25 protein-coding genes are annotated in these 24,346 nt (G+C 67.2%); 8 read left to right on the top strand and 17 right to left on the bottom strand.

Annotation, left to right across the window (positions count from 1 at the left end; all coding sequences use genetic code 11):
- Positions 1 to 10 precede the first annotated feature (10 nt).
- From NX862_RS06010 to NX862_RS05975, 8 genes are all read right to left on the bottom strand, one after another.
- The gene (locus NX862_RS06010; protein WP_264492978.1) at positions 11 to 868 is read right to left on the bottom strand and encodes an RDD family protein; all 858 of its coding nucleotides are present in this window, start codon (positions 866 to 868) and stop codon (positions 11 to 13) included.
- On the bottom strand, positions 865 to 1,854 hold the full coding sequence (locus NX862_RS06005) for a stage II sporulation protein M (protein ID WP_264492977.1): 990 nt from the start codon (positions 1,852 to 1,854) through the stop codon (positions 865 to 867). Before NX862_RS06005 ends, NX862_RS06010 begins: the two co-directional genes overlap by 4 nt.
- Positions 1,851 to 3,137 carry a DUF58 domain-containing protein gene (locus tag NX862_RS06000; protein WP_264492976.1) on the bottom strand — a complete coding sequence of 429 codons (1,287 nt, stop codon included), beginning with the start codon at positions 3,135 to 3,137 and terminating at the stop codon, positions 1,851 to 1,853. The genes NX862_RS06005 and NX862_RS06000 overlap by 4 nt, the downstream gene beginning before the upstream one ends.
- Positions 3,137 to 4,078, bottom strand: coding sequence for an AAA family ATPase (locus tag NX862_RS05995; RefSeq protein WP_264492975.1), 942 nt, complete (start codon positions 4,076 to 4,078; stop codon positions 3,137 to 3,139). The genes NX862_RS06000 and NX862_RS05995 overlap by 1 nt, the downstream gene beginning before the upstream one ends.
- Complete coding sequence (locus NX862_RS05990; protein ID WP_264492974.1) at positions 4,062 to 5,318, bottom strand: hypothetical protein; 1,257 nt, start codon at positions 5,316 to 5,318, stop codon at positions 4,062 to 4,064. Before NX862_RS05990 ends, NX862_RS05995 begins: the two co-directional genes overlap by 17 nt.
- Entirely contained in the window at positions 5,311 to 5,979 is a 669-nt protein-coding gene (locus NX862_RS05985) for a DUF4129 domain-containing protein (protein ID WP_264492973.1), read from the bottom strand. The genes NX862_RS05990 and NX862_RS05985 overlap by 8 nt, the downstream gene beginning before the upstream one ends.
- Positions 5,980 to 6,447: a DUF805 domain-containing protein gene (locus NX862_RS05980; RefSeq protein ID WP_264492972.1), complete on the bottom strand. Its 468-nt coding sequence runs from the start codon at positions 6,445 to 6,447 to the stop codon at positions 5,980 to 5,982. It lies immediately after the preceding gene.
- Positions 6,448 to 6,595: 148 nt separating this feature from the next.
- Positions 6,596 to 7,534: a 2-hydroxyacid dehydrogenase gene (locus NX862_RS05975; RefSeq protein ID WP_264492971.1), complete on the bottom strand. Its 939-nt coding sequence runs from the start codon at positions 7,532 to 7,534 to the stop codon at positions 6,596 to 6,598.
- A gap of 124 nt (positions 7,535 to 7,658) precedes the next feature.
- Between NX862_RS05975 and NX862_RS05970 the strand changes: the two genes are divergently transcribed.
- Both NX862_RS05970 and NX862_RS05965 read left to right on the top strand, forming a co-directional pair.
- A complete protein-coding gene (locus NX862_RS05970) occupies positions 7,659 to 8,000 on the top strand; it encodes an ArsR/SmtB family transcription factor (RefSeq protein WP_264492970.1) in 342 nt (113 codons plus the stop codon).
- A 73-nt stretch (positions 8,001 to 8,073) separates the two neighbouring features.
- Positions 8,074 to 9,849, top strand: coding sequence for a methyl-accepting chemotaxis protein (locus NX862_RS05965; RefSeq protein WP_264492969.1), 1,776 nt, complete (start codon positions 8,074 to 8,076; stop codon positions 9,847 to 9,849).
- Here the strand turns inward: NX862_RS05965 and NX862_RS05960 are convergent.
- On the bottom strand, positions 9,823 to 10,260 hold the full coding sequence (locus tag NX862_RS05960) for a GNAT family N-acetyltransferase (protein ID WP_264492968.1): 438 nt from the start codon (positions 10,258 to 10,260) through the stop codon (positions 9,823 to 9,825). The genes NX862_RS05965 and NX862_RS05960 overlap by 27 nt on opposite strands.
- 709 nt (positions 10,261 to 10,969) lie before the next feature.
- Positions 10,970 to 12,103 (bottom strand): succinyl-diaminopimelate desuccinylase, encoded by a 1,134-nt coding sequence (dapE, locus tag NX862_RS05955; protein ID WP_264492967.1) that lies wholly within the window; start codon positions 12,101 to 12,103, stop codon positions 10,970 to 10,972.
- A gap of 96 nt (positions 12,104 to 12,199) precedes the next feature.
- Here dapE and NX862_RS05950 point away from each other — a divergent pair, with 96 nt between their 5' ends.
- Positions 12,200 to 13,177: a Hint domain-containing protein gene (locus NX862_RS05950; protein ID WP_264492966.1), complete on the top strand. Its 978-nt coding sequence runs from the start codon at positions 12,200 to 12,202 to the stop codon at positions 13,175 to 13,177.
- A 31-nt stretch (positions 13,178 to 13,208) separates the two neighbouring features.
- Here the strand turns inward: NX862_RS05950 and NX862_RS05945 are convergent, their stop codons facing one another.
- The 3 genes from NX862_RS05945 to dapD form a co-directional block, all read right to left on the bottom strand.
- The gene (locus NX862_RS05945) at positions 13,209 to 13,562 is read right to left on the bottom strand and encodes a DUF8846 family protein (RefSeq protein WP_264492965.1); all 354 of its coding nucleotides are present in this window, start codon (positions 13,560 to 13,562) and stop codon (positions 13,209 to 13,211) included.
- A gap of 100 nt (positions 13,563 to 13,662) precedes the next feature.
- Complete coding sequence (locus NX862_RS05940; RefSeq protein ID WP_264492964.1) at positions 13,663 to 13,842, bottom strand: hypothetical protein; 180 nt, start codon at positions 13,840 to 13,842, stop codon at positions 13,663 to 13,665.
- Positions 13,843 to 13,996: 154 nt separating this feature from the next.
- Positions 13,997 to 14,821, bottom strand: coding sequence for a 2,3,4,5-tetrahydropyridine-2,6-dicarboxylate N-succinyltransferase (gene dapD / locus NX862_RS05935; protein ID WP_264492963.1), 825 nt, complete (start codon positions 14,819 to 14,821; stop codon positions 13,997 to 13,999).
- 130 nt (positions 14,822 to 14,951) lie between these two features.
- Between dapD and NX862_RS05930 the strand changes: the two genes are divergently transcribed.
- From NX862_RS05930 to NX862_RS05920, 3 genes are all read left to right on the top strand, one after another.
- Positions 14,952 to 15,767: an LOG family protein gene (locus NX862_RS05930; RefSeq protein ID WP_264492962.1), complete on the top strand. Its 816-nt coding sequence runs from the start codon at positions 14,952 to 14,954 to the stop codon at positions 15,765 to 15,767.
- Positions 15,768 to 15,925: 158 nt separating this feature from the next.
- Positions 15,926 to 17,437, top strand: coding sequence for an FAD-binding domain-containing protein (locus NX862_RS05925; RefSeq protein ID WP_264492961.1), 1,512 nt, complete (start codon positions 15,926 to 15,928; stop codon positions 17,435 to 17,437).
- Positions 17,438 to 17,439: 2 nt separating this feature from the next.
- On the top strand, positions 17,440 to 17,589 hold the full coding sequence (locus tag NX862_RS05920; protein ID WP_264492960.1) for a DUF2256 domain-containing protein: 150 nt from the start codon (positions 17,440 to 17,442) through the stop codon (positions 17,587 to 17,589).
- A 62-nt stretch (positions 17,590 to 17,651) separates the two neighbouring features.
- Here NX862_RS05920 and lpxK read toward each other — a convergent pair whose 3' ends face one another.
- The 3 genes from lpxK to NX862_RS05905 are packed head-to-tail and all read right to left on the bottom strand — an operon-like array spanning position 17,652 to position 20,027.
- On the bottom strand, positions 17,652 to 18,593 hold the full coding sequence (gene lpxK, locus NX862_RS05915; protein WP_264492959.1) for a tetraacyldisaccharide 4'-kinase: 942 nt from the start codon (positions 18,591 to 18,593) through the stop codon (positions 17,652 to 17,654).
- Entirely contained in the window at positions 18,590 to 19,780 is a 1,191-nt protein-coding gene (locus NX862_RS05910; protein ID WP_264492958.1) for a 3-deoxy-D-manno-octulosonic acid transferase, read from the bottom strand. Before NX862_RS05910 ends, lpxK begins: the two co-directional genes overlap by 4 nt.
- 1 nt (position 19,781) lies before the next feature.
- On the bottom strand, positions 19,782 to 20,027 hold the full coding sequence (locus NX862_RS05905; protein WP_264492957.1) for a DUF4170 domain-containing protein: 246 nt from the start codon (positions 20,025 to 20,027) through the stop codon (positions 19,782 to 19,784).
- Positions 20,028 to 20,247: 220 nt separating this feature from the next.
- Here NX862_RS05905 and NX862_RS05900 point away from each other — a divergent pair, with 220 nt between their 5' ends.
- The gene (locus tag NX862_RS05900) at positions 20,248 to 22,635 is read left to right on the top strand and encodes a DEAD/DEAH box helicase (RefSeq protein ID WP_264492956.1); all 2,388 of its coding nucleotides are present in this window, start codon (positions 20,248 to 20,250) and stop codon (positions 22,633 to 22,635) included.
- 129 nt (positions 22,636 to 22,764) lie between these two features.
- Complete coding sequence (locus NX862_RS05895) at positions 22,765 to 23,586, top strand: TolB family protein (RefSeq protein ID WP_264492955.1); 822 nt, start codon at positions 22,765 to 22,767, stop codon at positions 23,584 to 23,586.
- Between the two features lie 45 nt (positions 23,587 to 23,631).
- Here NX862_RS05895 and fzlA read toward each other — a convergent pair whose 3' ends face one another.
- Positions 23,632 to 24,297, bottom strand: coding sequence for an FtsZ-binding protein FzlA (gene fzlA, locus NX862_RS05890; protein WP_264492954.1), 666 nt, complete (start codon positions 24,295 to 24,297; stop codon positions 23,632 to 23,634).
- Positions 24,298 to 24,346 lie beyond the last annotated feature (49 nt).

Genomic DNA, 24,346 nt, shown 5'->3' with positions numbered 1-24,346 from the left:
CAGACAGGCTCTAGGGCTTCTTGTGGTTCTTGTCGGTGCGCAGGTCGCCGAACAGGTTGCGGCTTTCCAGATAGGCGCGCTGCTGGCGATAGAACTCCAGCAGGAAATCCCATTGTTCGACCGGCACCGGGGCAAAGTCGATCCGGCGACAGATGGCGCAGGTGACGTCGTCCAGGTTCTTCAGCTCGGCCTTGGCCTTGGGGCGGTTGCGCAGGATCTGTTCCAGGACCTGCAATTCGTGGCGGCCATAGATGTCCAGCTGGGCTTGGGTAAAGACCAGCTCGGGCGCGGTGCGCGTGACCGAAAGGTCCGGCATCAGCCGCAGCCGCGGGTTTTCCACCACCACCGTTCCGGCCAGCATGTCGCCCAACCGCTGCGCCGGCTTGTTCAGGAAGGGCACCGCCAGAACCCCCAGCATCCAGAGCAGGATCAGCCCGTCAAAGGCCGTGGCAACCTCGGTCGAATATAGCAGCGTCTCGATCGGCAGGAAAACTTCCGCCTCTTTCATCAGGTTGCGCGCGACAATCTGATGCGGCGTCAGGCGGCGCCCATCCAGACTGATGACCCGCAGCCGCAAGATGCGCTTGCCCAGGGTGCGGCCGTTCCAGACCAGTTCGGACAGGATGTAATAAGGCACCCGGATCAGGAAAAAGGTCAGCACCAAAAGCGCAAACAGCGCCTCCCAGCTGAGGACATCCAGCCACAACAGCGCCCACAGCATCAGGAAAGCCGCCGTCCAGGTGATCAGGATATCCAGCACCTGCGCCCCGAACCGCGCCCCGCGTGAGGCGATGCGGAAGGGGATCGGCACGCCCTCGGGCGGGGTCTGGTGCAGGGTCTTGACGCCCGCGGTCTTGGTCAGGTTCATGCCCGCCTCCCGGCCAGGGTCAGCCAGGCCGCCCAGGCCGCGCCGATGCCCCAGCCGATGGCAAGGCGGACCTCGGTCGACTGCACGATCTGGCGGAAAAAGCCTTCGACCACCGCGGCCACGATCAACATGATCGCGGCAAGCCCGAAAAGCCGCACCGCATCGCGCCCCCGCGCCTTGAGCGCCGCGCGGCGCGTCAGGTCGCCGGGGTTGATCACCGCAAGCCCCATCTGCGTGCCCCCGGCGCAGGCCATGACGACGGCGGTCAGTTCGGTCACGCCATGGATCGACAGCCAGCCCGTCACCTCGTAGCCCAGCCCATTGCGGGCAAAGGCCATCCAGAAGGCGCCGATGATCAGCCCGTTGTAATAGGTCAGCACAAAGGACGGGATCAGCGCGAAGATCCCCACGGCAAAGATCATGATGGCGATCTGGGTGTTATGGGTGAACAGGAACGAGGCAAAGGTGGACAGCGTCTCGCCCTCTTGGCCTTCGGTGTCAAAAAGGGTGGATCGCAGGTAATCGGCCCCCGCGTCGGGCGTGCGGCCATCGCCCATGCCGGGGGGGACAAAGGTGTAAAACCAGCTTGGGTCCTGGGCCACCAGGACGGCGGCCGTGACCGCGCCAAGCGCCAGGGCCAGGAAGGCGATCAGGATGGCCGCCCAAGACCGCCGCACCGCCTGGGGAATGTCGCGGGCGAACAGCTTGCCCACCAGGCCCGACAGGCTTTCCTGGGGCGCATGGATCACCAGATAGGCCCGGGCCGACAGCGCCTCCAGATAGGCAAGAAGCGCGGCATCCATCGAAATCGCGCGGGCCACCGACAGGGCGTTGACGACCTGCTGATACAGGTCCGAAAGCTCCAGCACCTCGGCATAGGTCATATGGGCGACGCCCTTTTCGGCCTTGGCCACCAGGACCTCGGCCCGGGCCCAGGCGGGCTCGCGTTCGGTGCGGAAGCGGGCGGAGCGCAGTTGGTCGGTCATATCATCTCCCGCGCCTTGATATCCATGTAGCGCGAGATCAGCGCCGGCGTCAGGTCGCCCGGCGTCGTATCCAGACACAGAATGCCCAGCCGTTGCAGGCGGTCCAGCACGGCCTGACGCTCACGCGCCATGCGGCGGGCGGCGATGGCGGCGGCGATGGGGGTCAGGCCGGGCGCGGTGGGGGTGGACAGCGCGTCAAGGTCGGGATCACGCAGCGACACGTAAAGGATCAGGTGCTGGCGCCGCATCACCGTCAGGTTTTCGACCAGCAGTTCCGCGGTGACGCTGTCGCTGAAGTCGGAAAACACGATGACCAGGGTCCGCCGTTTCAAATGCCCCGCCAGCGAGGTCAGGCCCAGGGTGTGATTGGTCTCGGCGTCGTCCTGGGTCAGGTCGGCGGCATGCGCGCGGATGCGGGCAAAGCTTTTTTGCCCCGGCAAGGGCGGCAACCAGGCCCCCGGCCGCGGCCCGAACGAGAAAAAGCCCATCACATCCCCCGCCAGCACCCCCGCCCAGGTCAGCGCCAGCCCGGCATGGATCGCATGATCCAACCGCGCCAAGGCCCCCAGCCGCGCGCCCATCAGATGCCCGGTGTCCAGGCAGATGACGATCTGGTGGTTGCGTTCCGCCCGCGTCTCGCGGCTGACCAGTTTGCGCATCCGGGCCGACCGCTTCCAGTCGATTGTCCGCCGGTCCATCCCCGGCACAAAGTCGCGCAGTTGGTGAAAGTCGGACCCTTCGCCGCGCAGGGTCATGGCATGGCTGCCCTCGATCAAGGGCAGGACCTGGGTCTGGATCGCGCCCGACAGGATCGGGTGGATGTCAGGCAGGCCGGTGACAGTCAGATCCAGCGGCCAGCGCGCGATGATGTCAAACAGCCCCAGGCGCGAGGGGTAAAGCGCCTCCAGCCCCGTCACCCGATGCGCCCCGCGCCGCAGGATCGTCAGCGGCAGCGTCAGTTTGCGTTCGGTGACACCATCGGGCCGCGGCGCCTGCAGCCCCGGGCCATGCGTCACCCGCAGCGCCAAGGCCTTGGTCGCAGGCCCGGTCAGCGTCAGGGTCAGCGCCACGTCATGCCCGGCAAAGCCATGCGGCGGCAGGTCGGCCGTCAGGCTTAGCCGCCGCCCCGGAGGCGTGGCGATCATGTCCAGCACCGCCATCAGCGCCAGCGCCCCCCAGATCGCCGCGACAGTCACGCTGTCCACCCCCGCCCCCACCAAAAGCAGGATGGACAGGGCCAGAAGCCCCGTCACCAGCGCCAGAAGGCGGACCCCGGGCCGCATCAGCGCGGGGCGTCCTGACGGTTCAGGATCGTGGTCAGGACATCATCGGACGAGCGGCCTTCAATCTCGGCGGTGGGCCCCAGCACGATGCGGTGGCGCAGCGTCGGCACGAACAGGCGCTGAACATCGTCGGGCAGGCCGTAATCCCGCCCATCCAGCGCGGCCCGCGCCCGCACCGCCCCCGCCAGTGCCGAAGCCGCCCGGGTCGAGGCGCCGTGCAGGACCTCGGGGTCGACCCGCGTCGCGCGGATCAGGTCGACGATATAGGTCAGGATCGTGGCATCCAGCCGGATCGACTGGATCAGGGCATGACCCTCGGCCAGCGCCTCGGCGGTCAGGACCGGCGCGATCAGGTCCGGCCGCGGGGCGCCGGCCTGCAGGATGGCGATCTCGGCCGCCTTGTCGGGGAAATCGACGACCAGCTTGAACAGGAACCGGTCCAGTTGCGCTTCGGGCAGGGGATAGGTGCCGTGGCTCTCGATCGGGTTTTGCGTCGCGATCACGGTGAAATTCGGGCCAAGCGGATGGGTGACGCCGTCGATCGTCACCTCACGCTCGTTCATCGCCTGCAACAGCGCGGCCTGGGTCTTGGGCGGGGCGCGGTTGATTTCGTCGGCCAACAGCAGGTCGGTAAAGATCGGCCCCCGCGTCAGGGTGAAGGCATTGGTCTGAAAGTTGAACAGGTTGACCCCCAGCACATCGCCCGGCATCAGGTCGGGGGTGAACTGCACCCGGCCGAATTGCAGCGCCACGGCCCGGCCCAGCGACTGCGCCAACAGGGTCTTGGCCGTGCCGGGCGGGCCTTCCAGCAGCACATGGCCGCGGGCAAAGATCGCGGTCAGGACGGCGTCGATCAGCGGCTCTTGGCCGCGGATGACCTGGCCGATGGCGGTGCGGACCTGGCCTGCCAGGCTGCGGAAGTCGTCAAGCGTCATCGCCATGGGTCAAAGTCCTTTGAAGCTGGTGATAGGTGTCAAGCTGGCGCCGAAGCGCCGCAGGCGCCAGGGGAAGCCCGCGCATCAGGTCTTGGGCCAGGCGGTGAAAGGCCTCGGCCTGGGTCGGATTGCGCCGCGCAAGCAGGGGGAAAAGCCGCCCAACCTCGCCGCGGCCCGCGCCAAAGGCGGCCTCGGCCATGCGGGTCAGGTCGGTTTTCACATAGTCGGCGACCATGGCGGCATCCTGCCCGGTCAGCCGGATCAGCCGCGCCCGCGTCGCCACCGACTCGCGGCGAGAGCGTTCGGGGCTTTCGTCCTCGGCGCGGCGCAGGGGGCCGAACCTTGTGCCGCCCCGCCACAGGAACAGCGCCAGAAGGATCGACAACATGGCCCAGATCGCCCCCAGGGGCGGCTTGAAGAACCGCAAAAGGTCATCGGGCGTGCGTTCATAGGGCACGCCCTCGGAGTCATAGGTTCGGTAATCCGGCGCCAGGCGGTCCAGATAGACCAGCGGGTCGGGCATATCCAGCAAGAGGCGCACCATCTGGGTGAAGGCCGCGGCATTGTCGCCCAGCGTCAGCCCGTGGTTGTTCATCACATCGGGGTCGGACAGGTAATAGACCTCGGCGTAATCCTCTTCGGCGCAGCGGATCAGGATCAGCGCCGGCCCCTGCCAGCCCCAGGTCTTGCAAAACGCCGGCAAGGACGAGGCGACAAAGCTTTGCGGCTGGAACACCGCGATGTCATGGCCAAAGCCGTCGTCGTCGCGGACAAAAGCGGGCGCGGCGCGGGTCAGTTTCAGCCCCTCCAGCCCCAGTTGAGTGAACAGCTTGGGGTAATCGGCCAGCGGGATTTCGGTTTCGGGCGCCGCGATGGCCTTTTGCGCCGCAGCCCAGCGCCATTTCGGCAGGGCCACCAGGCCCTTGTTGTCATAGAATTTGCCGTGAAACTGCCAGTAGGCCATGGTGCGCAAGGTCGTGTCGCCCAGGGTCTCGGGCCGGTCGTCTTCCAGGTCCATGTCGTAAAGCGGCACGATGGTCAGGTCGATGTCTGTGGCCTTGACCGCGCTTCCGGGGCTGGCCACCTTGACCGCGATCCCGGCCTTGTCCAGCACCAAAGCCACCCCGTCGGTGCCCAGAACCGAGGCATCCAGCCCGCGCATGTCATCCCGCCCGCCCCAGGTCAGAAAGGCAAAGCCCAGCACCAGCAAAAGGACAATGGCCAGCGGGCCCAGGACCTTAGCCATGCCGCGCCCCCAAAAGCCCGCGTCCGGCCTGCAGGGCCGCGGCAAAGCCCGCGTCGCTGACCGGGCGGCCGCCGTAATGGGCCAGTTCCGCCGCCTGCAGGATCACCGCCAGCGCCGGCTTGTCGCCGGGCAACCGGGCAAAGGCCTCGCGTTCGGTATCGGCCCGGGCCAAGCGGGTGCGGGTCGCCTCGGCCGCCTGCAGAAGGCAATGGCGCAGCAGGCGGACCAGGGCGGCAGACCGGTCCTCCATCGCGGCGATCTGATCCAGCAGCGAGGCGGCGGGGATATCGGCCTCGACCTGCCAATGGGCGGGAACCTGCGGCGCCGTGCCCTCGGTGGGCGCGCGGCGGGTCAGGATGCCCGCCCCGCCAAAGCGCAACCAGACCCCAAGCGCCACGGCCACCGCGCCCAGCACCCAAAACACGCTAAGATTGCCGCCCGGAAGCGCCATGGCTTCGGGCGGGGGGGGCGGTTTCGGCTTGGCGATGTTCTGCGCGCTGGCGGCATAGGTCAGGGTCGTGTCGATGCCGCGGGCGGTCAGGTCTTGGGCCAGGGCCTCACCCGCCGCGGTGCGGGGCGGGGTCAGCGGCGCGTTCTCGGCCCCAGCCGAAAGCGCCCCCATGGACAGCGCCAGGGTCAAGAGGATCGCCGCCGCGCGCATTCAGGTGAAGACATCGGCAGAAGAGGGGTTCAGCGGATCGACGCCAAACCGGTTCGGCCCAGGCGTGCCCCGCAGCACGGTGATCACGAAAGAGCCAATCGAGGCCAGCCAGCCCACGGCGGGAATGAACCCCACCAGCACCAGGGCCAGAAAGACCCAGCCCGACAGGTCGCGGTCATGAAAGCGGCGCACCGCGACGGCCCAGATCGGCATCAAAAGGGCCAGGAAGATCAGGCCGGCCAGGACAAAGGCTCCAAGAGCCAAGGGGCTGCTCGTCAGGATATCGAACTCTGTTGCCCCGCCTGCCGTGGGTCCGGCCATGCCCAGGAACCAGCCCCCGATGAAGCTTGGGAGGAAGATCACGCCAAAGAAGAACAGCTGGAACCACCAATATTCCGACCGGCTCGCCCGGCCAGAGAAGGTGGCATAGTTGGAAAGGCAGGTTTTGACGGATTGGGCAAAGGTCATGGTTTATCCTGTGGCGCGTTCGAATAAGCGCAGGATAGGCAAAGGCTTGGGTCGGACGCAACCTCTTTGCGCGAAAAGGTCACGGCCTCGGGGCGTCGGCGCTTGTCATCGCAGCGCCCTGCTGTCGCCGCGTCGCCCGGGGCCTGACTTAGACCACCGGCGTCGGCAGGGACGCGCCCGCAAAATGCGCGGCCAGGTTGGCCAGCATCAGCGCGCCCATCGCCTGCCGCGTCTCGGTCGTGGCCGAGGCGTGATGCGGCTGCAGCACCACATTCGGCAGCGCCAGAAAGCGCGGGTCCAGGTTCGGTTCGCCCTCGAAGACATCCAGCGCCGCGCCGGCAATCGCCCCCGTCTCCAGCGCGGTCAACAGCGCCGCTTCGTCGATACAGGCCGCGCGTGAGATATTGATCAGGAACCCCCGCGGCCCCAGCGCCTGCAGAACCCTGGCGTCGACGATATGGCGGGTTTCGGCATTGGACAGGGCGGTGACGATCAGCGCCTCGGAGCGCGCGGCCAGTTCCACCGGATCGGGGACAAAGGCAAGCCCGTTGCCGCGGTCGCTGCGCGCGCTGTAGGCGATGTCGCAGCCAAAGCCGGCCAGCCGTTCCGCCACGGCCACCCCGATCCGCCCCAGGCCCAGGATGCCGACCCGCATCCCCGAAACCCGCCGCTGCAGGGGGAAACTCGCGCGGGTCCAGGGTCCGCGGGCAAAGGCCTCGGCCTTGACGATCCCCCGCGCCAGCGCGATCAGCATCCCCACGGCCAGGTCGGCGCAATCCTCGGTCAGGACATCGGGCGTGTTGGTGACACGGATGCCGCGCGCCCGGCAGGCCTGCAGGTCGACCGCATCATAACCCACGCCGAAAATCGCCACGATCTCGACCGCGGGACAGGCGGCCAGGATCTCGGATGGGACGCCCAGGCCGCCATGGGTCGCGATGGCGCGGACCCGCGGGGCGATGTCGGCCAAAAGCTTGGCGTCCGAAAGGGGCGACATGTGCAGCGGGATGACCTCATGGGTCTGGGCCAAGGGGGCCTGAACCCAGTCGGGAAAGGGGCAAAGCTGCAACAGGACGGGTTTGGACATCGGGGGCCTTCGGCTTGCGGACACGGTGCGCGACCCTAGCCACCGCCCCCGTAACTGTCGAGAGCCGGCACAGACGTATTGCAAAGCCTGAATACATGACTATGATCGGTGCAAAAGGTGGCCCATGTCGAACCCAGCCGTTTCCGCCCAGTCTTTCGATCCCGCCGGCCAAGGAGAGGCCCTGCGCCAGGCCGTCGCCCTGCTGCGCACCCTTGGCCACGAGGGGCGGCTTGATATTCTGTGCTGCCTTGTGGGCGCCGAACGCAATGTCACCGACCTGACCGCAGCGGTCGGGCGGTCGCAACCCGCTGTTTCGCAACAGCTGATGCGGCTGCGTGCCGAAGGGCTGGTCAGCAGCCGTCGCCAGGGCAAGATGATCCTGTATTCCATCGCCCGGCCCGAGGTTGTGCAGATCGTCTCGGCCCTGCGCGATGCCTTTTGCCCGCCGGTTCCGCAGCGGGGCTGAAATCGTGCAGACGTTTGCAGCCTGTTAAGACCTGAGAGGCTAGCCTTGCCCCTGGACGTCAAAGGGACAGGACATGCTGCGCACAATTTCGATTCGAAGCTCGCTTTTCTTGATCAGTGCGATTTCGATGCTGGCGGTCATTGTGATGGCCGGGCTGGGGGCGCTGACCTTCCATGAGGCCTCGATCAGCTATGACCAGCAGGTCACTTTGGGTCAGGTGACGCGGCATACCGTGACGACAGACATGTATCATGAGGGGATCGAGGCCGCCACGATACGGGCGCTTCTGGTCGGTCCCAATGGCACTCCGGCGGAAAAGGCGGAGGTGCAGGCCTCGCTGAACGATGCCATAGGTGGGTTCGAAGCCACGTTTGGGGCTTTGCAGGCGCTGGATGTCTTTCCCGAACTCAGTGCGCGGGTCGACAATGCCAAGCCGCTTGTCGACACTTATATGAAGACGGCACGCAGCACAGTCGATATTGCCTTGCAGGATGTCGCCATGGGCAAGGCGCAGCTTGCGGGCTTCATGGACAGTTTCTCGGCCCTGGAGGTAGAGCTTGAGGGCATCGCCGAAGAGGTCGAGACGATCAGCACCCGGGTCCAGAGCGGGAATGCCGCGACGATGCTGAAGTTCCGGTTCGTCGGCGCCGGGGGGGCTCTGGTCATGCTGTTGCTGATGGGCTTTTCGGCCTGGAAAGTGACTCAGATGATCGTCAGGCCGGTGACGCGGCTGCGCGCCGCGCTGGATCAGGTGGCCAATGGCGATTTCGAATACCGGATCGGCACGATCACCCGCAGCGACGACATCGGCGCCATTGCCCGCGACATCGACCGCGTGTCCGAACGGGTCGTGGCGATGATGGCCGAACAAAAGGCGCGCCAAGCCGAAGCGGATCAGGTCATCACCCGCATGGGGACCGAGCTGCGCGGCCTGGCCGCAGGCACGTTGACCGGCCAGATCACCGAAGTCTTCAGCGGCAGCTATGACCAGTTGCGCCAGGATTTCAACCAGGCCGCCCGGCAGCTGTGCCAGTCGATCCGCCAGGTGGTCGAGGTCAGCGATTCGATCCGCGCGCAATCGGCCGACCTGTCGCGCGCGTCCGAGAACCTGGCCACCCGGACCGAAAACCAGGCCGCCACGCTGGAGGAAACCGCCGCCGCCCTTGAGGAGGTGACGGGGGGCATGACCTCTGCCGCCGACAATGCCCGCGAGGTCGAGGACGTGGTGCAGCGCGCCCGGTCCGAGGTCGAACACAGCGGCACCATCGTGATGGGCGCCGTGACCGCGATGAACGAGATCGAGGCCTCTTCGGCGCAGATTTCGCAGATCATCGGGGTGATCGACGACATCGCCTTCCAGACCAACCTTCTGGCGCTGAACGCCGGGGTCGAGGCGGCACGGGCCGGCGATGCGGGCCGCGGCTTTGCGGTCGTCGCCTCCGAGGTGCGGGCGCTGGCGCAACGGTCATCGACCGCCGCGAAAGAGATCAAGGGCCTGATCAGCGCCTCGGCCGCCCAGGTCGAACGCGGCGTGCAGCAGGTCGACCAGGCCCGCAGCGCCTTGGGGGCCGTGGTCAAAGAGGTGGTGCAAATCTCGGAACTGGTGTCGAACATCGCCAAAGGCTCGCGCGAGCAGGCGAGGGCGCTGCATGAAATCAACCTTGGCGTCGCGCAGCTGGACCAGGTGACGCAGCAAAACGCCGCCATGGCAGAGGAAAGCGGCGCCGCCTCGCGGGCGGTGGAACACGAGGCGATCGGCCTTGAAGGGATCGTCGGTCAGTTCTCGGTCGGCCAAGGCCAAAAGGCACGGACCGAGGTCCGATCAGAGCCCGCCTGGCTCGCGGCCTAGGGGCAAGACCATGTCGCGATGGGCAATCCCGGCGTCCTGATAGACCTCGCCCACGGGTTCAAAGCCCAGCGCCTCGTAAAAGCCCAGGGCATGAACCTGGGCCCCCAGCTTGGCCCGGGCCAGGCCCATGAGGCGGAATCTGTCGACCGCGGCCCGGATCAGGGCCGCGCCGATCCCACGGCCACGGGCAGATTGCAGGACGCAGACCCGGCCGATCTTGCCGGTGTCGCCCTGGATCAACAGCCGGGCAGAGCCCAGCGCGCCACCCTCCTCGGCCAGAAGGTGAATCGCGACTTCGTCCAAGTCATCGACCTCATCGGCCTCGGGCACGCCCTGCTCCTCGATGAAGACCTCGCGCCGCAGCCGCCGGCACAGGGCAATGTCGCGGGTCTCGGCAATCGTCAGGCTCATGGGCTCCCCCTGTCATTGGCGCATCGTCATAGACCGGGCCGCGCGACGAGGAAAGCCCACCTGTCGTAGGCTCCGCCCCGGTCGCGAAATCGCGGCCATCGTCAGACCCCTCAAGCCCTTTGTCCGGCACTGCGCCGCCCGGCAGAGTGCAAAGACCTCGCCGAGCCGCACCCGGTCGGCATGGCAGGACGCCACTGTCAGCCCGCTTTCCGCAGGCCCCCCAACGGCAAAACCAGAAACTGCGCCCAAAACACGCGGGGCCAGAACGGCAGGAAACCGCGGTCAGCCCGCTGTCCAAAGGCGCCCGCTCAGATGGCAATGCCAAAAATGACGCACCAAACCACTGCCCAGCCAGCAAAACAGGACGCCGCTTTCCGCGAGCACCCGCATTCCGAATGATATCATCCGCAATCGGCCACTTGAACAGCAGCCGGTCGGCGACGAAGCCGGCGCGATCCATTCAATGCCTCAAAGCGTCCACAGCTTCAGCCGGCATAGCCCAAGGCGAAACCCGTCACACCATTGCCCAGCCTGCAAGGACCTCACCGCGTAGAGAGGCACGGCATGTCACCCCACGAAACGGCACGGCACCGCCCCCTACGGCACCACAGGGCTTCCCCCTTCGCGCCCATTCTGCAACACTCGACTGAAACCGAGAGCCCGTGACCTCCCGGCCCCATCCGCAACCCGCCAGCCCCCGCCCCATCCCTCAGGCGAAATAATCCCGCAAGATCCGCCCATAGATCGCCTTCAGCTGCGCGATTTGCGCCACAGGCACCGATTCGTCGACCTGGTGCATCGTCCGCCCCACAAGGCCGAACTCGACCACCGGGCAATGATCCTTGACGAAGCGCGCATCCGACGTCCCGCCCGAGGTCGAAGCCACCGGCCGCACCCCCGTCTCTGCCGCCACTGCCCCTGCCACCAGCTCGGTGAACGCCCCCGGAGAGGTCACGAAACTCTCGCCCGAAATCGACACCCGCATCCCGATCTTTACCCCGGTTTCGGCCTCGACCGCCGCCGCTTCGGCGCGCAGCCATTCGGTCAGGCTTGCCCCGGAATGGGCATCGTTAAAGCGGATGTTGACCGTCGCCTGACCCTTGGCCGGGATCACATTGGTCGCCGGATTGCCGCAATCCACCGTGGTGATCGCCAGGGTCGAGGCGTCGAAATGCGCCGTCCCCTCGTCCAGCGGCCGGTCGATCCGGCCCAAAAGCCGCACCAGCGCGCTCATCGGGTTCCGCGCCCGGTGCGGATAGGCCGAATGGCCCTGCACGCCCTCGGCCGTGAACCAGGCCGTCATGGACCCGCGACGGCCGATCTTCATCATCTCGCCCATCTCGTTCGGGCAGGTCGGCTCGCCCACAAGACAGTGGCTCATCTTTTCGCCATGCGCCGCCATCCAGTCCAGCAAAGCGACCGTCCCATCGACCGAGGGCCCCTCTTCGTCGCCGGTGATCGTGATCACCACGGCGCCATCGGGCGGCGTCGCGGTCACGAAATCCACCGCCGCCGCGACAAAAGCCGCGACGCCCGACTTCATATCCGTGGCCCCGCGGCCATACATGACCCCGTCCACGACCTGTGCGCCAAAGGGATCATGCGTCCAGGCCGCAGCGTCCCCCACTGGCACGACATCGGTATGGCCGTTGAACCCAAAGGATTTATTCGCCCCCCGTTGGCCCCAACGCGCGAACAGGTTGCTGACCCCGCCGCGGTCGACGCGGTGACATTCGAACCCCGCCCCCGTCAGCAGCTCTTGCAGCAAAACCAGCGCCCCCCCTTCGTCCGGCGTGACCGAGGGGCAGCGAATGAGGCGGGCGGTGAGATCAATGGCGTCCATTCCGCCTTTGTGCCCAAGCCAAAGCCGGATGACAAGTCACCGGCGCCGCGCTAGTATCATCGCAGATCCCGGCACAAGATCGGGCATGAGGCAGGCATGACCACAGCAGATATCGGCCCCACCACCTGGCGGGTGCTGTCCGACACCGATCTTCCGCCCGGCCCCTCGCATCTGACGGCGGGGCTTCTTGTGGTGGAATTCGCCTTGCCGCTGGAACGGCCCACCGTGCTGTTGCAGGCCGAGGGCGACAATCGTTTGGCACTGTTTGCCGATCCCGAGGCGGGCATCACCCTGACCCATCGCCGGGGCGAGCGTGTGGCCAACCACCGCCTGCCCGGCGCCCTGCCCGCCCTGCGCGCCACGGCCCGCCTGTCCTTCGGGTTTGAGTCGCGGTCGGGGCGTTGGCGGATGGACCTGCGGGTGATCGGCCTGCCCGGCCATGACCGCGCAGCACCCGGCGTCGGCGCGATGGCGCTGGAGATCCCGGCCCTGCAGACGGCGCGCCGCGCCCCCGCGCTGCTGTGGTATGGCGCGACCGAAGAGGCCCGGCTTCCTGCCCATGCGCCCTGGATCGGGCCGCAAAGCCTGATCGAGACGCCCCGCGGCCTGGTTCCGGCTGGCCAATTGCGCGGCGGCGACCTGGTTCTGACGCTGGACGAGGGCCCGGTGGCGCTGCGCCGCCTGATCCGGCGCCGCCTGCCCGCCCGCGGCAGCTTTGCCCCGATCCGGTTGCGCAGCCCGTTTTTCGGCCTGACCCGGGATATCCTGGTGTCGACCGATCAGCCGATCCTGATTTCGGGGCCTTCGGTCGAATATCTGTGCGGCACCGAAGAGGCGCTGGTGCCGGCCCTGGCGCTGTGTGACGGCAGCCTGGCGCACCGCGAAGAGCGCCGCGCGGTCGTGGAGGGGCTGGCGCTGGACCTGGGGCGGCCGGCGCTGATCCTGGTGGATGGGTGCTGCATGATGTCCCATGCCGCCCCGGGCGCCGAGGCCCCGCGCCGGACCTTGGCCGATTGGGAGACGCCGCCGCTGTTGGCGCTTTTGGGCCGGGTCGCGCTGCGCCACGTGGCGTGAAGGGGGCGGCCGCCGACTGCCCCCCTGAAGGTCAGTCGAAGAAGGGCGTCACCTGGGCCACGATCACCGAATTCTCGGCCAGGGCGCGGTCCATCAGCGCGCGTTCTTCGGCGCCGATCTCGTCGCCCGCCGCCTCGCGTTCCTCCAGCGTGCCATAGCCCTGCACGTCCAGCGGCGCCATGTCGGCGGTTTTCAGGATGGCCACGGTCTCGCGCACGGCCTCTTCCTCGTCCACGCCCGAGGCATAGCACAAAAGGCCCGCCCCCGTCGCCTTGGGCGGCAATCCGTCATCGGCCTTGCGCCCGACCTCGACCAAAAGCGTGAAGACCTGCTGCGGCCGCTTGGCCTTGACCGGCTTGTCGTCACTCGTCTGTTCGTCGCTCATCATCGCCCCCGGCTGGATTTGCGCCTTGTTATCAGCCCGGCGGACCAAAGCAAAGCGGCCCCGGAGGAGACTCCGGGGCCGCCTTCAGGATCGGCGGGCCTTAGACGCCGCCGCAGCGCGAGCCTTCGCGGCAAGCGCCCGAACGGCGGCCAAGGATATCGGCGCCCGGCATCACGGTATCGACGGTGACGCCCGTGGCGGTGGTCACATAGGCATGGTCCATGGCCAGCACGGGGGCTGCGATGGTGGCAAAAAGGACGGCGGCGATCAGGGTCTTCATGGGGAAACCTTTCCGGTTTTATGGGTTACGCGGTCATGACCCCAATTTGCCGCAGAAAAAGGCCCCCGGTCAGGGACCGAGGGCCAGTGATGTTTCAGACCTTGGGCCGAAGCCGGTCGGGCCCAAAGTCGCGCAAAACGCCCCGCGCGACCCTTCAGTCGCGCAACAACTCATTGATCGAGGTCTTGGACCGCGTCTGCGCATCCACCCGCTTGACGATCACCGCGCAATAGAGGTTGATCCCGCCCTTCGACGGCATCGACCCCGCCACGACGACCGACCCCGCGGGGACCTCGCCATACATGACGGCGCCGGTTTCGCGGTCGACGATCTTGGTCGATTTGCCGATGAAGACGCCCATCCCCAGAACCGAGCCTTCGCGGATGATGCAGCCTTCGACGACCTCGGACCGCGCGCCGATAAAGCAGTTGTCCTCGATGATCGTCGGGCCCGCCTGCATCGGCTCCAGCACGCCGCCGATGCCGACGCCGCCCGACAGATGCACGTTTTTGCCGATCTGCGCGCAGGACCCGACCGTGGCCCAGCCGTCCACCATGGACCCCTCATCGACAAAGGCGCCCAGGTTGACGAAAGAGGGCATCAGGACGACCCCCTTGGCGATATAGGCGCTGCGGCGCACGATCGACCCCGGCACGGCGCGAAAGCCCGCCGCTTTCCAGTCCGCCTCGGTCCAGCCCTGCCACTTGGACGGCACCTTGTCCCACCAGTTCGACCCGCCGTTCGACCCCGAAATCTCGTGCATGTCGGTCAGGCGGAACGACAGCAGCACCGCCTTTTTCGCCCATTGGTTCACGTGCCAGTCGTTGCCGCGCTTTTCGGCCACCCGCAGCGCGCCCTTGTCCAAGGCCTCCAGCGTCGCTTCGATTGCGTCGCGGGTCTCGCCCTTGGTGGCGGGGGTCAGCGTCTCGCGGGCCTCCCAGGCAGCTTCGATGGCGGATTCGAGTGCGGTATGCGACATGGTTGACCTCCAAAGTTTCACGCGGTGTAACGGCCCCTTGACCGCCGATCAATGCCGGATTGCCGACCGAGGGTTGCGTTTCTGAAACCTTTCGCCGCCTATGCTGGGCCAAAGCCGCAAGGAAAGCCTCATGTCCGACACGACCCGCCCCCATCCGTTCCGCGACTCTGTCCAGGATGTCGCCACCACGCGCCGCATCCCCGACACGCCGCAGACCCGCTCTCCGGCCTACAAGCTGGCCTTCGCCGATCCCGAATTCCTGACGCGTGAGGATCTGCGCCCGGTGCGGCTGCAGCTGGAATTGCTGAAGGCTCAGGTCATGCTGGACGAGGCGGGAGTGCTGTCGACCACGGTGCTGTTTGGCGGCGCGCGCATCCCCGCGCCCGAGTTTGCGACCACGGCGCGCACCCCGGGCCTGGCCGCCCTGACGCCCTATTACGACGAGGCGCGCAAATTCGCCTTCGCCATGACGCAGCGCAGCCTGGACCTGGGCGGCGGCCATTGGGTGATCTGCACCGGAGGCGGCCCCGGCGTGATGGAGGCGGGCAACCGCGGCGCCGATGAGGCCGGGGGGCGGTCGGTCGGGCTGAACATTGTTTTGCCGCATGAACAGGCGCCGAACCCTTTCGTGACGCCGGAATTGTCGTTCAACTTCCACTACTTCGCCATCCGCAAGATGCATTTCCTGATGCGCGCCGCCGCGATTTGCGTCTTTCCCGGCGGGTTCGGCACCCTGGACGAGATGTTCGAGGCCCTGACCCTGATCCAGACCAAGCGGATGAAGCCCGTGCCTTTCCTGCTGTTCGGTCGCGCCTTCTGGGAGGGGGTGATCAACTGGCAGGCGCTGGCCGATGCCGGCACCATCGCGGCCGAGGACCTGGACCTGTTCCGCTATGTCGAAACCGCCGAAGAGGCGCTGGCGGAAATCGACGCCTGGGGCGCATGAGCCCCGGGGCATGCCCCGGGCTACGCGGCTGAGGCAGAGCGCCGGGCGACCCAAGGGGGCTCTCTTTCCCCAGCGCAGCCCGGGATCTGCCCTTTCCCCCTTTCCCCCGGCCAAAATCCTGCTACATCAAAAGGGAACGAAAAAAGAACAAAGCCCTGATGACCGCGATCCTCTGGTTCAAACGCGACCTGCGCGCCCATGACCATCCGGCCCTGACCCTGGCGTCTGAAGGCCCGGTCATCCCGCTGTATATCGCGGAACCCGAGCTTTGGGCGCAGCCCGATGCCTCGGCCCGGCAATGGGAGTTCATCGCCGAAAGCCTGACCGAACTGCGCCAGACCCTTGCCGGTCTGGGGGCGCCTTTGGTGGTCCGTCAGGGCGAGGCGGTCGATGTTCTGGCGCGGCTGGCCCGCTCGCACAGGGTCAGCCACCTGATTTCACACGAGGAAACCGGCAACCTTTGGACCTTTGCCCGCGACCGGCGTGTCGCGGCCTGGGCGCGGGATCAGGGCATCGTCTGGACGGAACTGCCCGGGCAGGGCGTCATTCGGCGGCTGAAGTCGCGCAATGCCTGGTCCCGCCAGCGTGACGCCTTCGCCCAAGCCGAGCCCCTGCCGCCGCCCGCGCTGCACGGCCCGTCCATCGAGCCCGGGCCGATCCCCACCGCCCGCGGCCTGGGTCTGCGGCCCGACCCCTGCCCCCATCGCCAGACCGGTGGCCGCGAGGCGGGGCTTTTGCTGCTGACCTCTTTCCTGACCACCCGCGGCGCGCCTTACCGGACCGCCATGTCCTCTCCCGTCACGGCCGAGCGCGCCTGTTCCCGCCTGTCGCCCCATCTTGCCTGGGGCACGCTGTCCTCGCGTGAGGTCACACAGGCCACGACCCTGCGTCAGGCGGATCAGTTGCTGGTGCCCTGGCCCGGGGCGCTGTCCTCGTTTCACTCCCGCCTGGCCTGGCGCGATCACTTCATTCAAAAGCTGGAGGATCAGCCCAGCATCGAGACCCGCTGCCTGCACCGCGCGGCAGAGACACTGGCCCGCACCACGGATGCCACCCGCCTTGACGCCTGGACCCAGGGCCAAACCGGCCTGCCCTTCCTGGATGCCTGTATGCGCTATCTGCGGGCGACGGGCTGGCTGAACTTCCGGATGCGGGCCATGGTCGTATCGGTCGCCTCGTATCACCTGTGGCTGGATTGGCGGGCGACCGGGGCGCCCCTGGCGCGGATGTTCACCGATTACGAACCCGGCATCCATTGGCCTCAGGTCCAGATGCAATCGGGGACGACGGGGATCAACACGCCGCGGATCTACAACCCGGTGAAACAAGGCCAGGAACAGGACCCGACCGGCGCCTTCACCCGGCGCTGGCTGCCCGAACTGGCTGACGTGCCGCTGGTCCATCTGCAGGAACCCTGGCGGTGGGAGGGGGCGGGCCGGCTTCTGGGGCGCCGCTATCCCGAGCCTCTGGTGGATGTCGCCAGCGCCGCCCGGGCGGCCAAGGAGGCGATCTTTGGCCTGCGCAAGACCGCCAACCGCGCCGAGATCGTCGAGATCATCGAACGCCACGCCTCGCGCGCGGATCGGCGTTTCGTGAATGACCGGGTGCCGGCAAAGGCACTGGGGCGCCGTGCGCCGCAAGCCGCGGGCCAGCTGAGTTTCGACCTGTGAAGATGCGCAAGAAATCCGATTTGCCGACCAAGGTTTGCGCGACCTGCGGGCGGCCCTTCACCTGGCGCAAGGCCTGGGAAAAGGTCTGGGACGAGGTCAAATATTGCTCAGACCGCTGCCGGGGGGAAAGACCCCGCACCCCCAAAGCGTAGGGTGCGCTTCAGCGCACCGCCCCCGATGGTGCGCTAAAGCGCACCCTACGCTTGGGACCAGGTCAAAGCCCCAGCCGGTCGAACCCTGCGTCGATTTGCGCCCAGTCCTCGATCTTCAGCCGCACGACCAGGGTCATGACCTGCCCGCGAAACGAGGGCGGCAGGCGGACCGCGTCCTTTTCGGTCGTCACCAGCTGCGCGCCGCGGGCCATGGCCTCCAGCTCCAGCCGTTTCATCAGCGCCTCGGTCAGGGGTTGGTGATCGTCCAAGGCCACTTCGCGCAGGATATCGGCGCCCTCGGCCCGCAGGGTGGCAAAGAACTTGCCCGGATTGCCGATGCCGGCAAAGGCGATGACCCGGGCGCCCGTCCAGGGCATCCCCATCGGCAGCGGCTCTACCCGGCCGCGCACCAGGGGCACCGAGGTCGCCACCTCTCCGGCGCCAATCGCCAGCACCAGATCGGCACGGGCCAGCCCCACCGGCACAGGTTCGCGCAGCGGCCCCGCCGGGATGCAGCGGCCATTGCCCCAACCCAGCGCCGCATCCACCACGACGATCGAGAAATCCTTGACCACCAAAGGGTTCTGGAACCCGTCATCCATCACGATGACCTCGGCGCCCTCTGCGGCCGCCATCTGCGCCGTGGCGGCGCGGTCGGCGCCGACATAGACCGGACAGAAGGCCGAAATCAGCAAGGGCTCATCCCCGACCTGATCCGCGCGGTGGCCCCCCACCCGCACCGGCCCCGTCAAAGACCCGCCATACCCGCGCGAGATCACGGCAACCCTGCGCCCCCGGGACAAAAGCCGCTCGACCAGGGCCACCACGGTCGGCGTTTTCCCCACGCCACCGGCGTTCAGGTTGCCCACGCAGATCACCGGCACCGGCGCCTTCCAGCCCTGCCGCGCCACCCGCCGCGCCGTCGACCGGGCATAGACCCAGCCCAAAGGCGCCAGCACCACCGCCTGCCACCCTCCGACCTGCCAGAAGCCCGGCGCCCTCACAGCGCCTCTCCGTCCAGAACGTTGCGGACCAGGCCCATGACGCGCTCTGTCACTTCGGCCCCCTCCGAGGCGATGCCCCAGGCAGCCTGGGCCTGCCGTGCCGCGCGGTCCGGTGAGAGAAGATCCCCCAGCGCCTGCGCCAAATCCGCCCCCGACCCGACCATCCGCGCCGCCCTTGCCGCCGCCAGCCGGCCAAAGGCAGTGCCCCAGGCCCCCGGTTTCGGCCCGCACAGGATGGCAGAGCCCATCGCCGCCGTCTCCATCGGGTTGCGCCTGCAGCCGTCCCCCTCCAGACTGCCGCCCAGAAACGTCACCGGCGCCAGGCGATACCACAGGCCATATTCGGCATCCGACACGATATAGGCCTCGGTTTCGCCGTCGGGGTCCTGATCATGGGCGCGGCAGGCGACGCGCCAACCCTCGGCCTCCATCGCTTGCGCCAGGGCATCGGCGCGGTCCGGATTGCGCGGCACCAGGATCAACAGCAGCCGATGCGCCAGCCTGAGGGCCTCGCGGTGGGCGGTGATCACGGCGGCCTCTTCGGCGACGGCGATATCGGCGGCCAGCCAAACCGGCCGCGTGGCGAAACTTTGCGCCAGCGCGGCGCGGTCGCGTTCGACATGGGGAAGCGCTGCCGAGGGTTCCTCCATCCGGCCCGTCACCATCAGCCGGTCGCCTTCGACCCCCGCCTTGCGCAGGGCCCGCGCCGCGGCCTCATCGACCGCAAGCACCCGGGCAAAGGCCCCCAGCGAGGCCTTGACCAGACCCGGGAAAAACCCCTGACGGCCGATCCAGGGCGCGCGCGCCTCGACCATCAAGAGCTTGATCCTGCGCGCGGCCGCCTCGTGGATCAGGGCGGGCCGCAGCTCTCCGCCGCCCATCACCGCGACATCGGGGCGCCAGTGGTCCAGAAAGGCCGCCACATCGCGCGGAAAGTCCAGCGGGGCGGGCTGCACCAAGGCCGCGGTCGCGGGCTGGCCGTCGCAGGTCACAAGGACGGTCACGCCGTCCTCGTCGATCAGGCGGCGCGCCAGTTCCAGCATCGGCGCCAGCGCCTCGCCGGGGGCATGGCACCAGACGACGCTTCCGCCCGGACGGGGCGGTGGGGCGTTTTGCACCCCCTCGGGCCGGGCGCCGAGGTTATACAGCGTCAGCCCGACCGACTTCCATCCCAGCGACAGGCCCAAGTCAGGCGATCATGGCTTCAGTGGCCGAGCCCTTTTTGCCCTCTTCGCGCAGGCGGTGCAGGTTGGCGATGAAGTAACGCATATGGGCATTGTCCACGGTGCGCTGCGCCTCGGCCTTCCAGGCCAGATAGGCGCTTTCGTAATCGGGAAAGATCCCGACCAGATGCAGCGCGCTGACATCCTTGAAGACATTCTTTTCCGGCGACACCAGTTCGCCGCCAAACACAAGATGAAGCTCTGCCATCATGATCTCCTTTTGCGCCAAGATAGGCACAAACCTGTTAACGGTAAAGGTCGCCGCATCGCAGCATTTAATCTGCATTTTGGGCTATACAGAATCACAAATCCGCTGTAGAGGGCGAGACTTCGGCCAAAGGGTCTAATGCGTGTCGGAGGATACACGCAGCAGAATGATGGGCCGGAACGCTGGACATCATGGGGCCAAAGTGCCCCCTTTGGGAAAAAATATGGAAAACGCAAGCATTGCCGCGCCCTTGGCGCAGGCGCTGGCGGCGAAGGGCTATGAGTCCCTGACGCCTGTTCAATCGGCCATCCTGGAAGAGGGTGTTGCAGGCCGCGACCTTTTGGTCTCGGCTCAGACCGGGTCGGGCAAGACCGTGGCCTTCGGCCTGGCCATTGCGCCGGAAACCCTGCAGGGCGCGAACGAGCTCTTGTTCGCCGACTTCCCCTCGGCGCTGATCATTGCGCCGACCCGCGAACTGGCGCTGCAAGTCGCCCGTGAGTTCGAATGGCTGTATGGCGCGGCGCAAGCCAAGGTCGCAACCTGCGTCGGCGGCATGGATTACCGCACGGAAAAGCGGATGCTGGACCGTGGCGCCCATATCGTCGTCGGCACCCCCGGCCGTCTGCGCGACCATATCGAGCGTGGCTCGCTGAAGCTGGAGCGCATCGCCGCTGTCGTCCTGGACGAAGCCGACGAGATGCTGGACATGGGCTTTGAAGAGGATCTGAAGCTGATCCTGTCCTCCTGCCCCGAAGAGCGCCGGACGCTGATGTTCTCGGCCACCGTGCCGCGGGAAATCGAGGCCCTGGCCCGCACCTATCAAAAAGACGCCCTGCGCATCGCCGTGAAATCGGAACGTTCGCAGCACGCCGACATCGCCTATATCGGCTTCTCGGTGCAGAACCGTGACCGCGAAAATGCGATCTTCAACCTGCTGCGCTTCCATGAAGCCCGCACCTCGATCGTCTTCTGCAAGACCCGCGCCAATGTGAACCACCTGTTCGGCCGCATGACCGAGCGTGGTTTTCAAGCCGTCGCTTTGTCGGGCGAACTGTCGCAGACCGAACGGACCCACGCGCTGCAAGCCCTGCGCGATGGCCGGGCGCGTGTCTGTATCGCCACCGACGTCGCCGCCCGTGGCATCGACTTGCCCGGTCTGGAACTGGTGATCCATGCCGACCTGCCGGGCTCGTCCGAGACCCTGTTGCACCGGTCGGGCCGCACCGGCCGCGCCGGCCAAAAGGGCATCTCGGCCCTGGTCGTGACGCCTGCCGAATACAAAAAGGCCCAACGCCTGCTGCAAGGCGCCAAGGTCGTCGCCGAATGGGACAAGGCCCCGTCCGCTGACGAGGTTCAGGCCCGTGACGACGAGCGCATGTTGGACCACGAAGCCCTGAAGGCCGAAGTGGGCGAAGAGGCGGATTTCGCCGCCAAGCTGTTGGAGAACTTCGGCCCCGACCGCGTGGCCGCGGCCTTCATCCGCCTGTGGCGCGCCGGGCGTTCCGCTCCGGAAGTCCTGTCGGACAGCCTGCCCCCGCCCGCAGCCCTGCCGCCGCGGGAACGTGGCGAGTTCGGCCCCTCGGTCTGGTTCGAGCTGAACGCCGGCCACGAACAGCGCGCCGAAGCGCGTTGGTTGTTGCCCAAGATCTGCGACGCCGGTGGCATCGCCAAGGACGGCATCGGCGCGATCCGCGTGCAGACGACCCGCACCTTCGTGCAGATCGCCGAGGCCTTTGCCTCGCGCTTTGCCGCCACGACGGAACTTGACCGCGACCTGACCATGACCCGCGTCGAGGGCGAACCCGACCTGGAAAACCGGGCCCCGGCCCGCACGGCACGCGCTCCGCGTCCGGAAAAAGCCTATGGCGAGCGTCCGGTTTACGGCGAACGCGTCGCCAAAGAGCGTCCGGCCTATACGCCGCGCGAAGAGCGTCCCGCCAAGACCTATGAACCGCGCGCTGACAAGCCCGCCTACAAGCCCAAGCCCTCGCGCATCGTCGAGGAAGGGGCCGAAGGCGCCGCCTGGACGCCGCATGACACGCCGACGCTGAACGACAGCGCCCCGCGCAAGCCCTATGAGAAGAAGCCCTACGAGAAGAAGGCCTATGCGCCCCGGACCGAGGGGGAATACAAACCGCGCTCGGAAGGCTACAAGCCCCGCGCTGAAGGCGAATACAAGCCGCGGTCCGAGGGTTACAAGCCCCGCACTGAGGGTGCGCCGCGGTCCGAAGGGTATAAGCCGCGTTCGGCCAATTCCGAGGGCTACAAGGCCCGGACCGAGGGCTTCAAGCCCCGCACCGAAGGGTTCAAGCCCAAGTCGGAAGGCTTCCGCAGCCATGGCGGTCCGGCTGGCGAAGGCCGCGCGACGGGCTTCAAGACCCACGCGCCCCGTGATGGCGAGGCTCGCGCCCCCTATCGGCCCCGTGAAGACGGCGACAAGCCGCGTTCGACCGGGTTCAAGTCGGGCCCGAAGCCCGAAGGTTTCAAGCCGCGCACCGAGGGCTTCAAGCCCGCTGGCAAGACCTTTGGCGCCAAGCCCTATGCGGCCAAACCGCGGGCGGATGCGGCTGACACCTCCAAGCGTTTCGTTCCGCCGAAGCGCAAACCGTAAAGGGCGCTGCGCGCGCGCCGATACCTCGGCTCTGGTGCTGCGCACCAACCGCCTCAGGCGCGCTCCGCAAGGAGCGCGCCGCTTGCATTTCGGGGGGCGGCGCGCCATCAAGGCCGCAGGGGGACCGCGATGCAAAGCTTTCTGGAAATCCACGACCTGACGACCGGCAAAACGCGCCTGGTCCTGACCCATGACGGCGTGATCGAGGCGCCGAACTGGGCGCCTTCGGGGGATCACCTGCTGGTCAACGGCGATGGCCACCTGTTCCGCGTGCCCCTGGACGCGCCCCGGCTGGTCGAGGTCGAGACCGGTTACACCAAGCTGAACAACGACCACGGCATCTCGCCGGATGGGCGCTGGATCGTGTTTTCCAACCACCTTGGCATGGGCTCCGAGATCTTCGTGATGCCGGCCGAGGGCGGCCCGGCGCGGCTGGTCTCGCCGCAAGCGCCCTCGTGGTGGCATGGCTGGTCGCCCGATGGCCAGCGGCTGGCCTATGTCGCGGCCCGGGGCAGCCGGGTCATCGACGTCTATACGATCCCGGTCGAGGGCGGTGCGGAAACCCGCCTGACCCAGGGAGAGGGCCATTGCGACGGCCCCGATTATGCACCGGACGGTTGCTCGATCTATTACAACTGCGACCGCGGTGGCCATGCGCAGATCTGGGTCATGGCGGCGGATGGCAGCAACCAGCGCCAGCTTTTCGCCGATGATCAGGTGAACTGGTTCCCCCATCCCTCGCCGGACGGGCGCCACCTGCTGTATCTGGCCTATCCGCCCGGCACGCTGGGTCATCCGGCCATGCTTCCGGTCGCGCTGTGCCTGTGCGACCCCGATGGCGGAAATCGCCGCCGCCTGATGGAGTTCACCGGCGGCCAAGGCAGTATCAACGTCCCCTGCTGGGCGCCGGATGGGTCGGCCTTCGCCTATGTGCGCTATGAGGCTGCGTGAAACCCCCGACGGGCGCGGGGTAGGGTGGGCTTTAGCGCGCCACTCTTAAAAATCCAGATCCGCGTAATGGGCGGGCTGCGGGAAGCCGGGGATCTGATCGGCCAGCAAAGTCCGGAACGAGGGCCGGGACTTGATCTTGGCATACCAGTCCTTCACCGCCGCATTGCGGTTCCAGTCGACATCCGAGATGTAATCCAGCGACGACAGATGCGCCGCTGCCGCGAAATCGGCCAAGGTCATGACATCGCCGGCCAGCCACCGCCGCGTCTCCAGCAGCCAGCCCATGTAGTCGATGTGATACTTGATCCGCCCGGCGCCGAACTTGACGTTCTTGCTGTCGGGATAGCCCAGGCCCATGACCTTTTTATGCACCCGCTCATACAAAAGCTTCGAGGTGACTTCCTCGTGAAACTTGTCGTCGAACCAGGCGCAGATGCGGCGGACCTCATAGCGGGCCTCGGGGTCTTTGGGCATCAGTTGCGGCGCGGGATTGGCCTCTTCCAGATACTCACAGATCGCCTGGCTTTCCGACATCAGCCGCGCGTCGATCTTCAGCACCGGGACCTTGCCCGCCGGGTTGCGCCGCAGGAATTCCGGCGCCTGCTCCCAATAGCGCTCTTCGACCAATTCGACCTCCATCCGCTTTTCGGCGAGCGTCAGACGGACCTTGCGGCAAAAGGGCGAGAGCGGGAAATGGTACAGGCGGATCATGGGGTCCTCGGGGCTTCAGTCGTTCATAGCCGCCGGGGGGGCGCGGGGC

The sequence above is a fragment of the Stagnihabitans lacustris genome (assembly GCF_025950525.1).
Taxonomy (GTDB): Bacteria; Pseudomonadota; Alphaproteobacteria; order Rhodobacterales; family Rhodobacteraceae; genus Stagnihabitans.
Note: the sequence above shows the minus strand (reverse complement) of the source record. Positions and strands in the feature narration are given on the sequence as shown.

Coding starts and splice junctions, on each gene's coding strand:
- NX862_RS06010 (WP_264492978.1), bottom strand. CDS start 868: ATGAACCTGACCAAGACCGCGGGCGTCAAGACCCTGCACCAGACCCCG.
- NX862_RS06005 (WP_264492977.1), bottom strand. CDS start 1,854: ATGACCGACCAACTGCGCTCCGCCCGCTTCCGCACCGAACGCGAGCCC.
- NX862_RS06000 (WP_264492976.1), bottom strand. CDS start 3,137: ATGCGGCCCGGGGTCCGCCTTCTGGCGCTGGTGACGGGGCTTCTGGCC.
- NX862_RS05995 (WP_264492975.1), bottom strand. CDS start 4,078: ATGGCGATGACGCTTGACGACTTCCGCAGCCTGGCAGGCCAGGTCCGC.
- NX862_RS05990 (WP_264492974.1), bottom strand. CDS start 5,318: ATGGCTAAGGTCCTGGGCCCGCTGGCCATTGTCCTTTTGCTGGTGCTG.
- NX862_RS05985 (WP_264492973.1), bottom strand. CDS start 5,979: ATGCGCGCGGCGGCGATCCTCTTGACCCTGGCGCTGTCCATGGGGGCG.
- NX862_RS05980 (WP_264492972.1), bottom strand. CDS start 6,447: ATGACCTTTGCCCAATCCGTCAAAACCTGCCTTTCCAACTATGCCACC.
- NX862_RS05975 (WP_264492971.1), bottom strand. CDS start 7,534: ATGTCCAAACCCGTCCTGTTGCAGCTTTGCCCCTTTCCCGACTGGGTT.
- NX862_RS05970 (WP_264492970.1), top strand. CDS start 7,659: ATGTCGAACCCAGCCGTTTCCGCCCAGTCTTTCGATCCCGCCGGCCAA.
- NX862_RS05965 (WP_264492969.1), top strand. CDS start 8,074: ATGCTGCGCACAATTTCGATTCGAAGCTCGCTTTTCTTGATCAGTGCG.
- NX862_RS05960 (WP_264492968.1), bottom strand. CDS start 10,260: ATGAGCCTGACGATTGCCGAGACCCGCGACATTGCCCTGTGCCGGCGG.
- dapE (WP_264492967.1), bottom strand. CDS start 12,103: ATGGACGCCATTGATCTCACCGCCCGCCTCATTCGCTGCCCCTCGGTC.
- NX862_RS05950 (WP_264492966.1), top strand. CDS start 12,200: ATGACCACAGCAGATATCGGCCCCACCACCTGGCGGGTGCTGTCCGAC.
- NX862_RS05945 (WP_264492965.1), bottom strand. CDS start 13,562: ATGAGCGACGAACAGACGAGTGACGACAAGCCGGTCAAGGCCAAGCGG.
- NX862_RS05940 (WP_264492964.1), bottom strand. CDS start 13,842: ATGAAGACCCTGATCGCCGCCGTCCTTTTTGCCACCATCGCAGCCCCC.
- dapD (WP_264492963.1), bottom strand. CDS start 14,821: ATGTCGCATACCGCACTCGAATCCGCCATCGAAGCTGCCTGGGAGGCC.
- NX862_RS05930 (WP_264492962.1), top strand. CDS start 14,952: ATGTCCGACACGACCCGCCCCCATCCGTTCCGCGACTCTGTCCAGGAT.
- NX862_RS05925 (WP_264492961.1), top strand. CDS start 15,926: ATGACCGCGATCCTCTGGTTCAAACGCGACCTGCGCGCCCATGACCAT.
- NX862_RS05920 (WP_264492960.1), top strand. CDS start 17,440: ATGCGCAAGAAATCCGATTTGCCGACCAAGGTTTGCGCGACCTGCGGG.
- NX862_RS05905 (WP_264492957.1), bottom strand. CDS start 20,027: ATGATGGCAGAGCTTCATCTTGTGTTTGGCGGCGAACTGGTGTCGCCG.
- NX862_RS05900 (WP_264492956.1), top strand. CDS start 20,248: ATGGAAAACGCAAGCATTGCCGCGCCCTTGGCGCAGGCGCTGGCGGCG.
- NX862_RS05895 (WP_264492955.1), top strand. CDS start 22,765: ATGCAAAGCTTTCTGGAAATCCACGACCTGACGACCGGCAAAACGCGC.
- fzlA (WP_264492954.1), bottom strand. CDS start 24,297: ATGATCCGCCTGTACCATTTCCCGCTCTCGCCCTTTTGCCGCAAGGTC.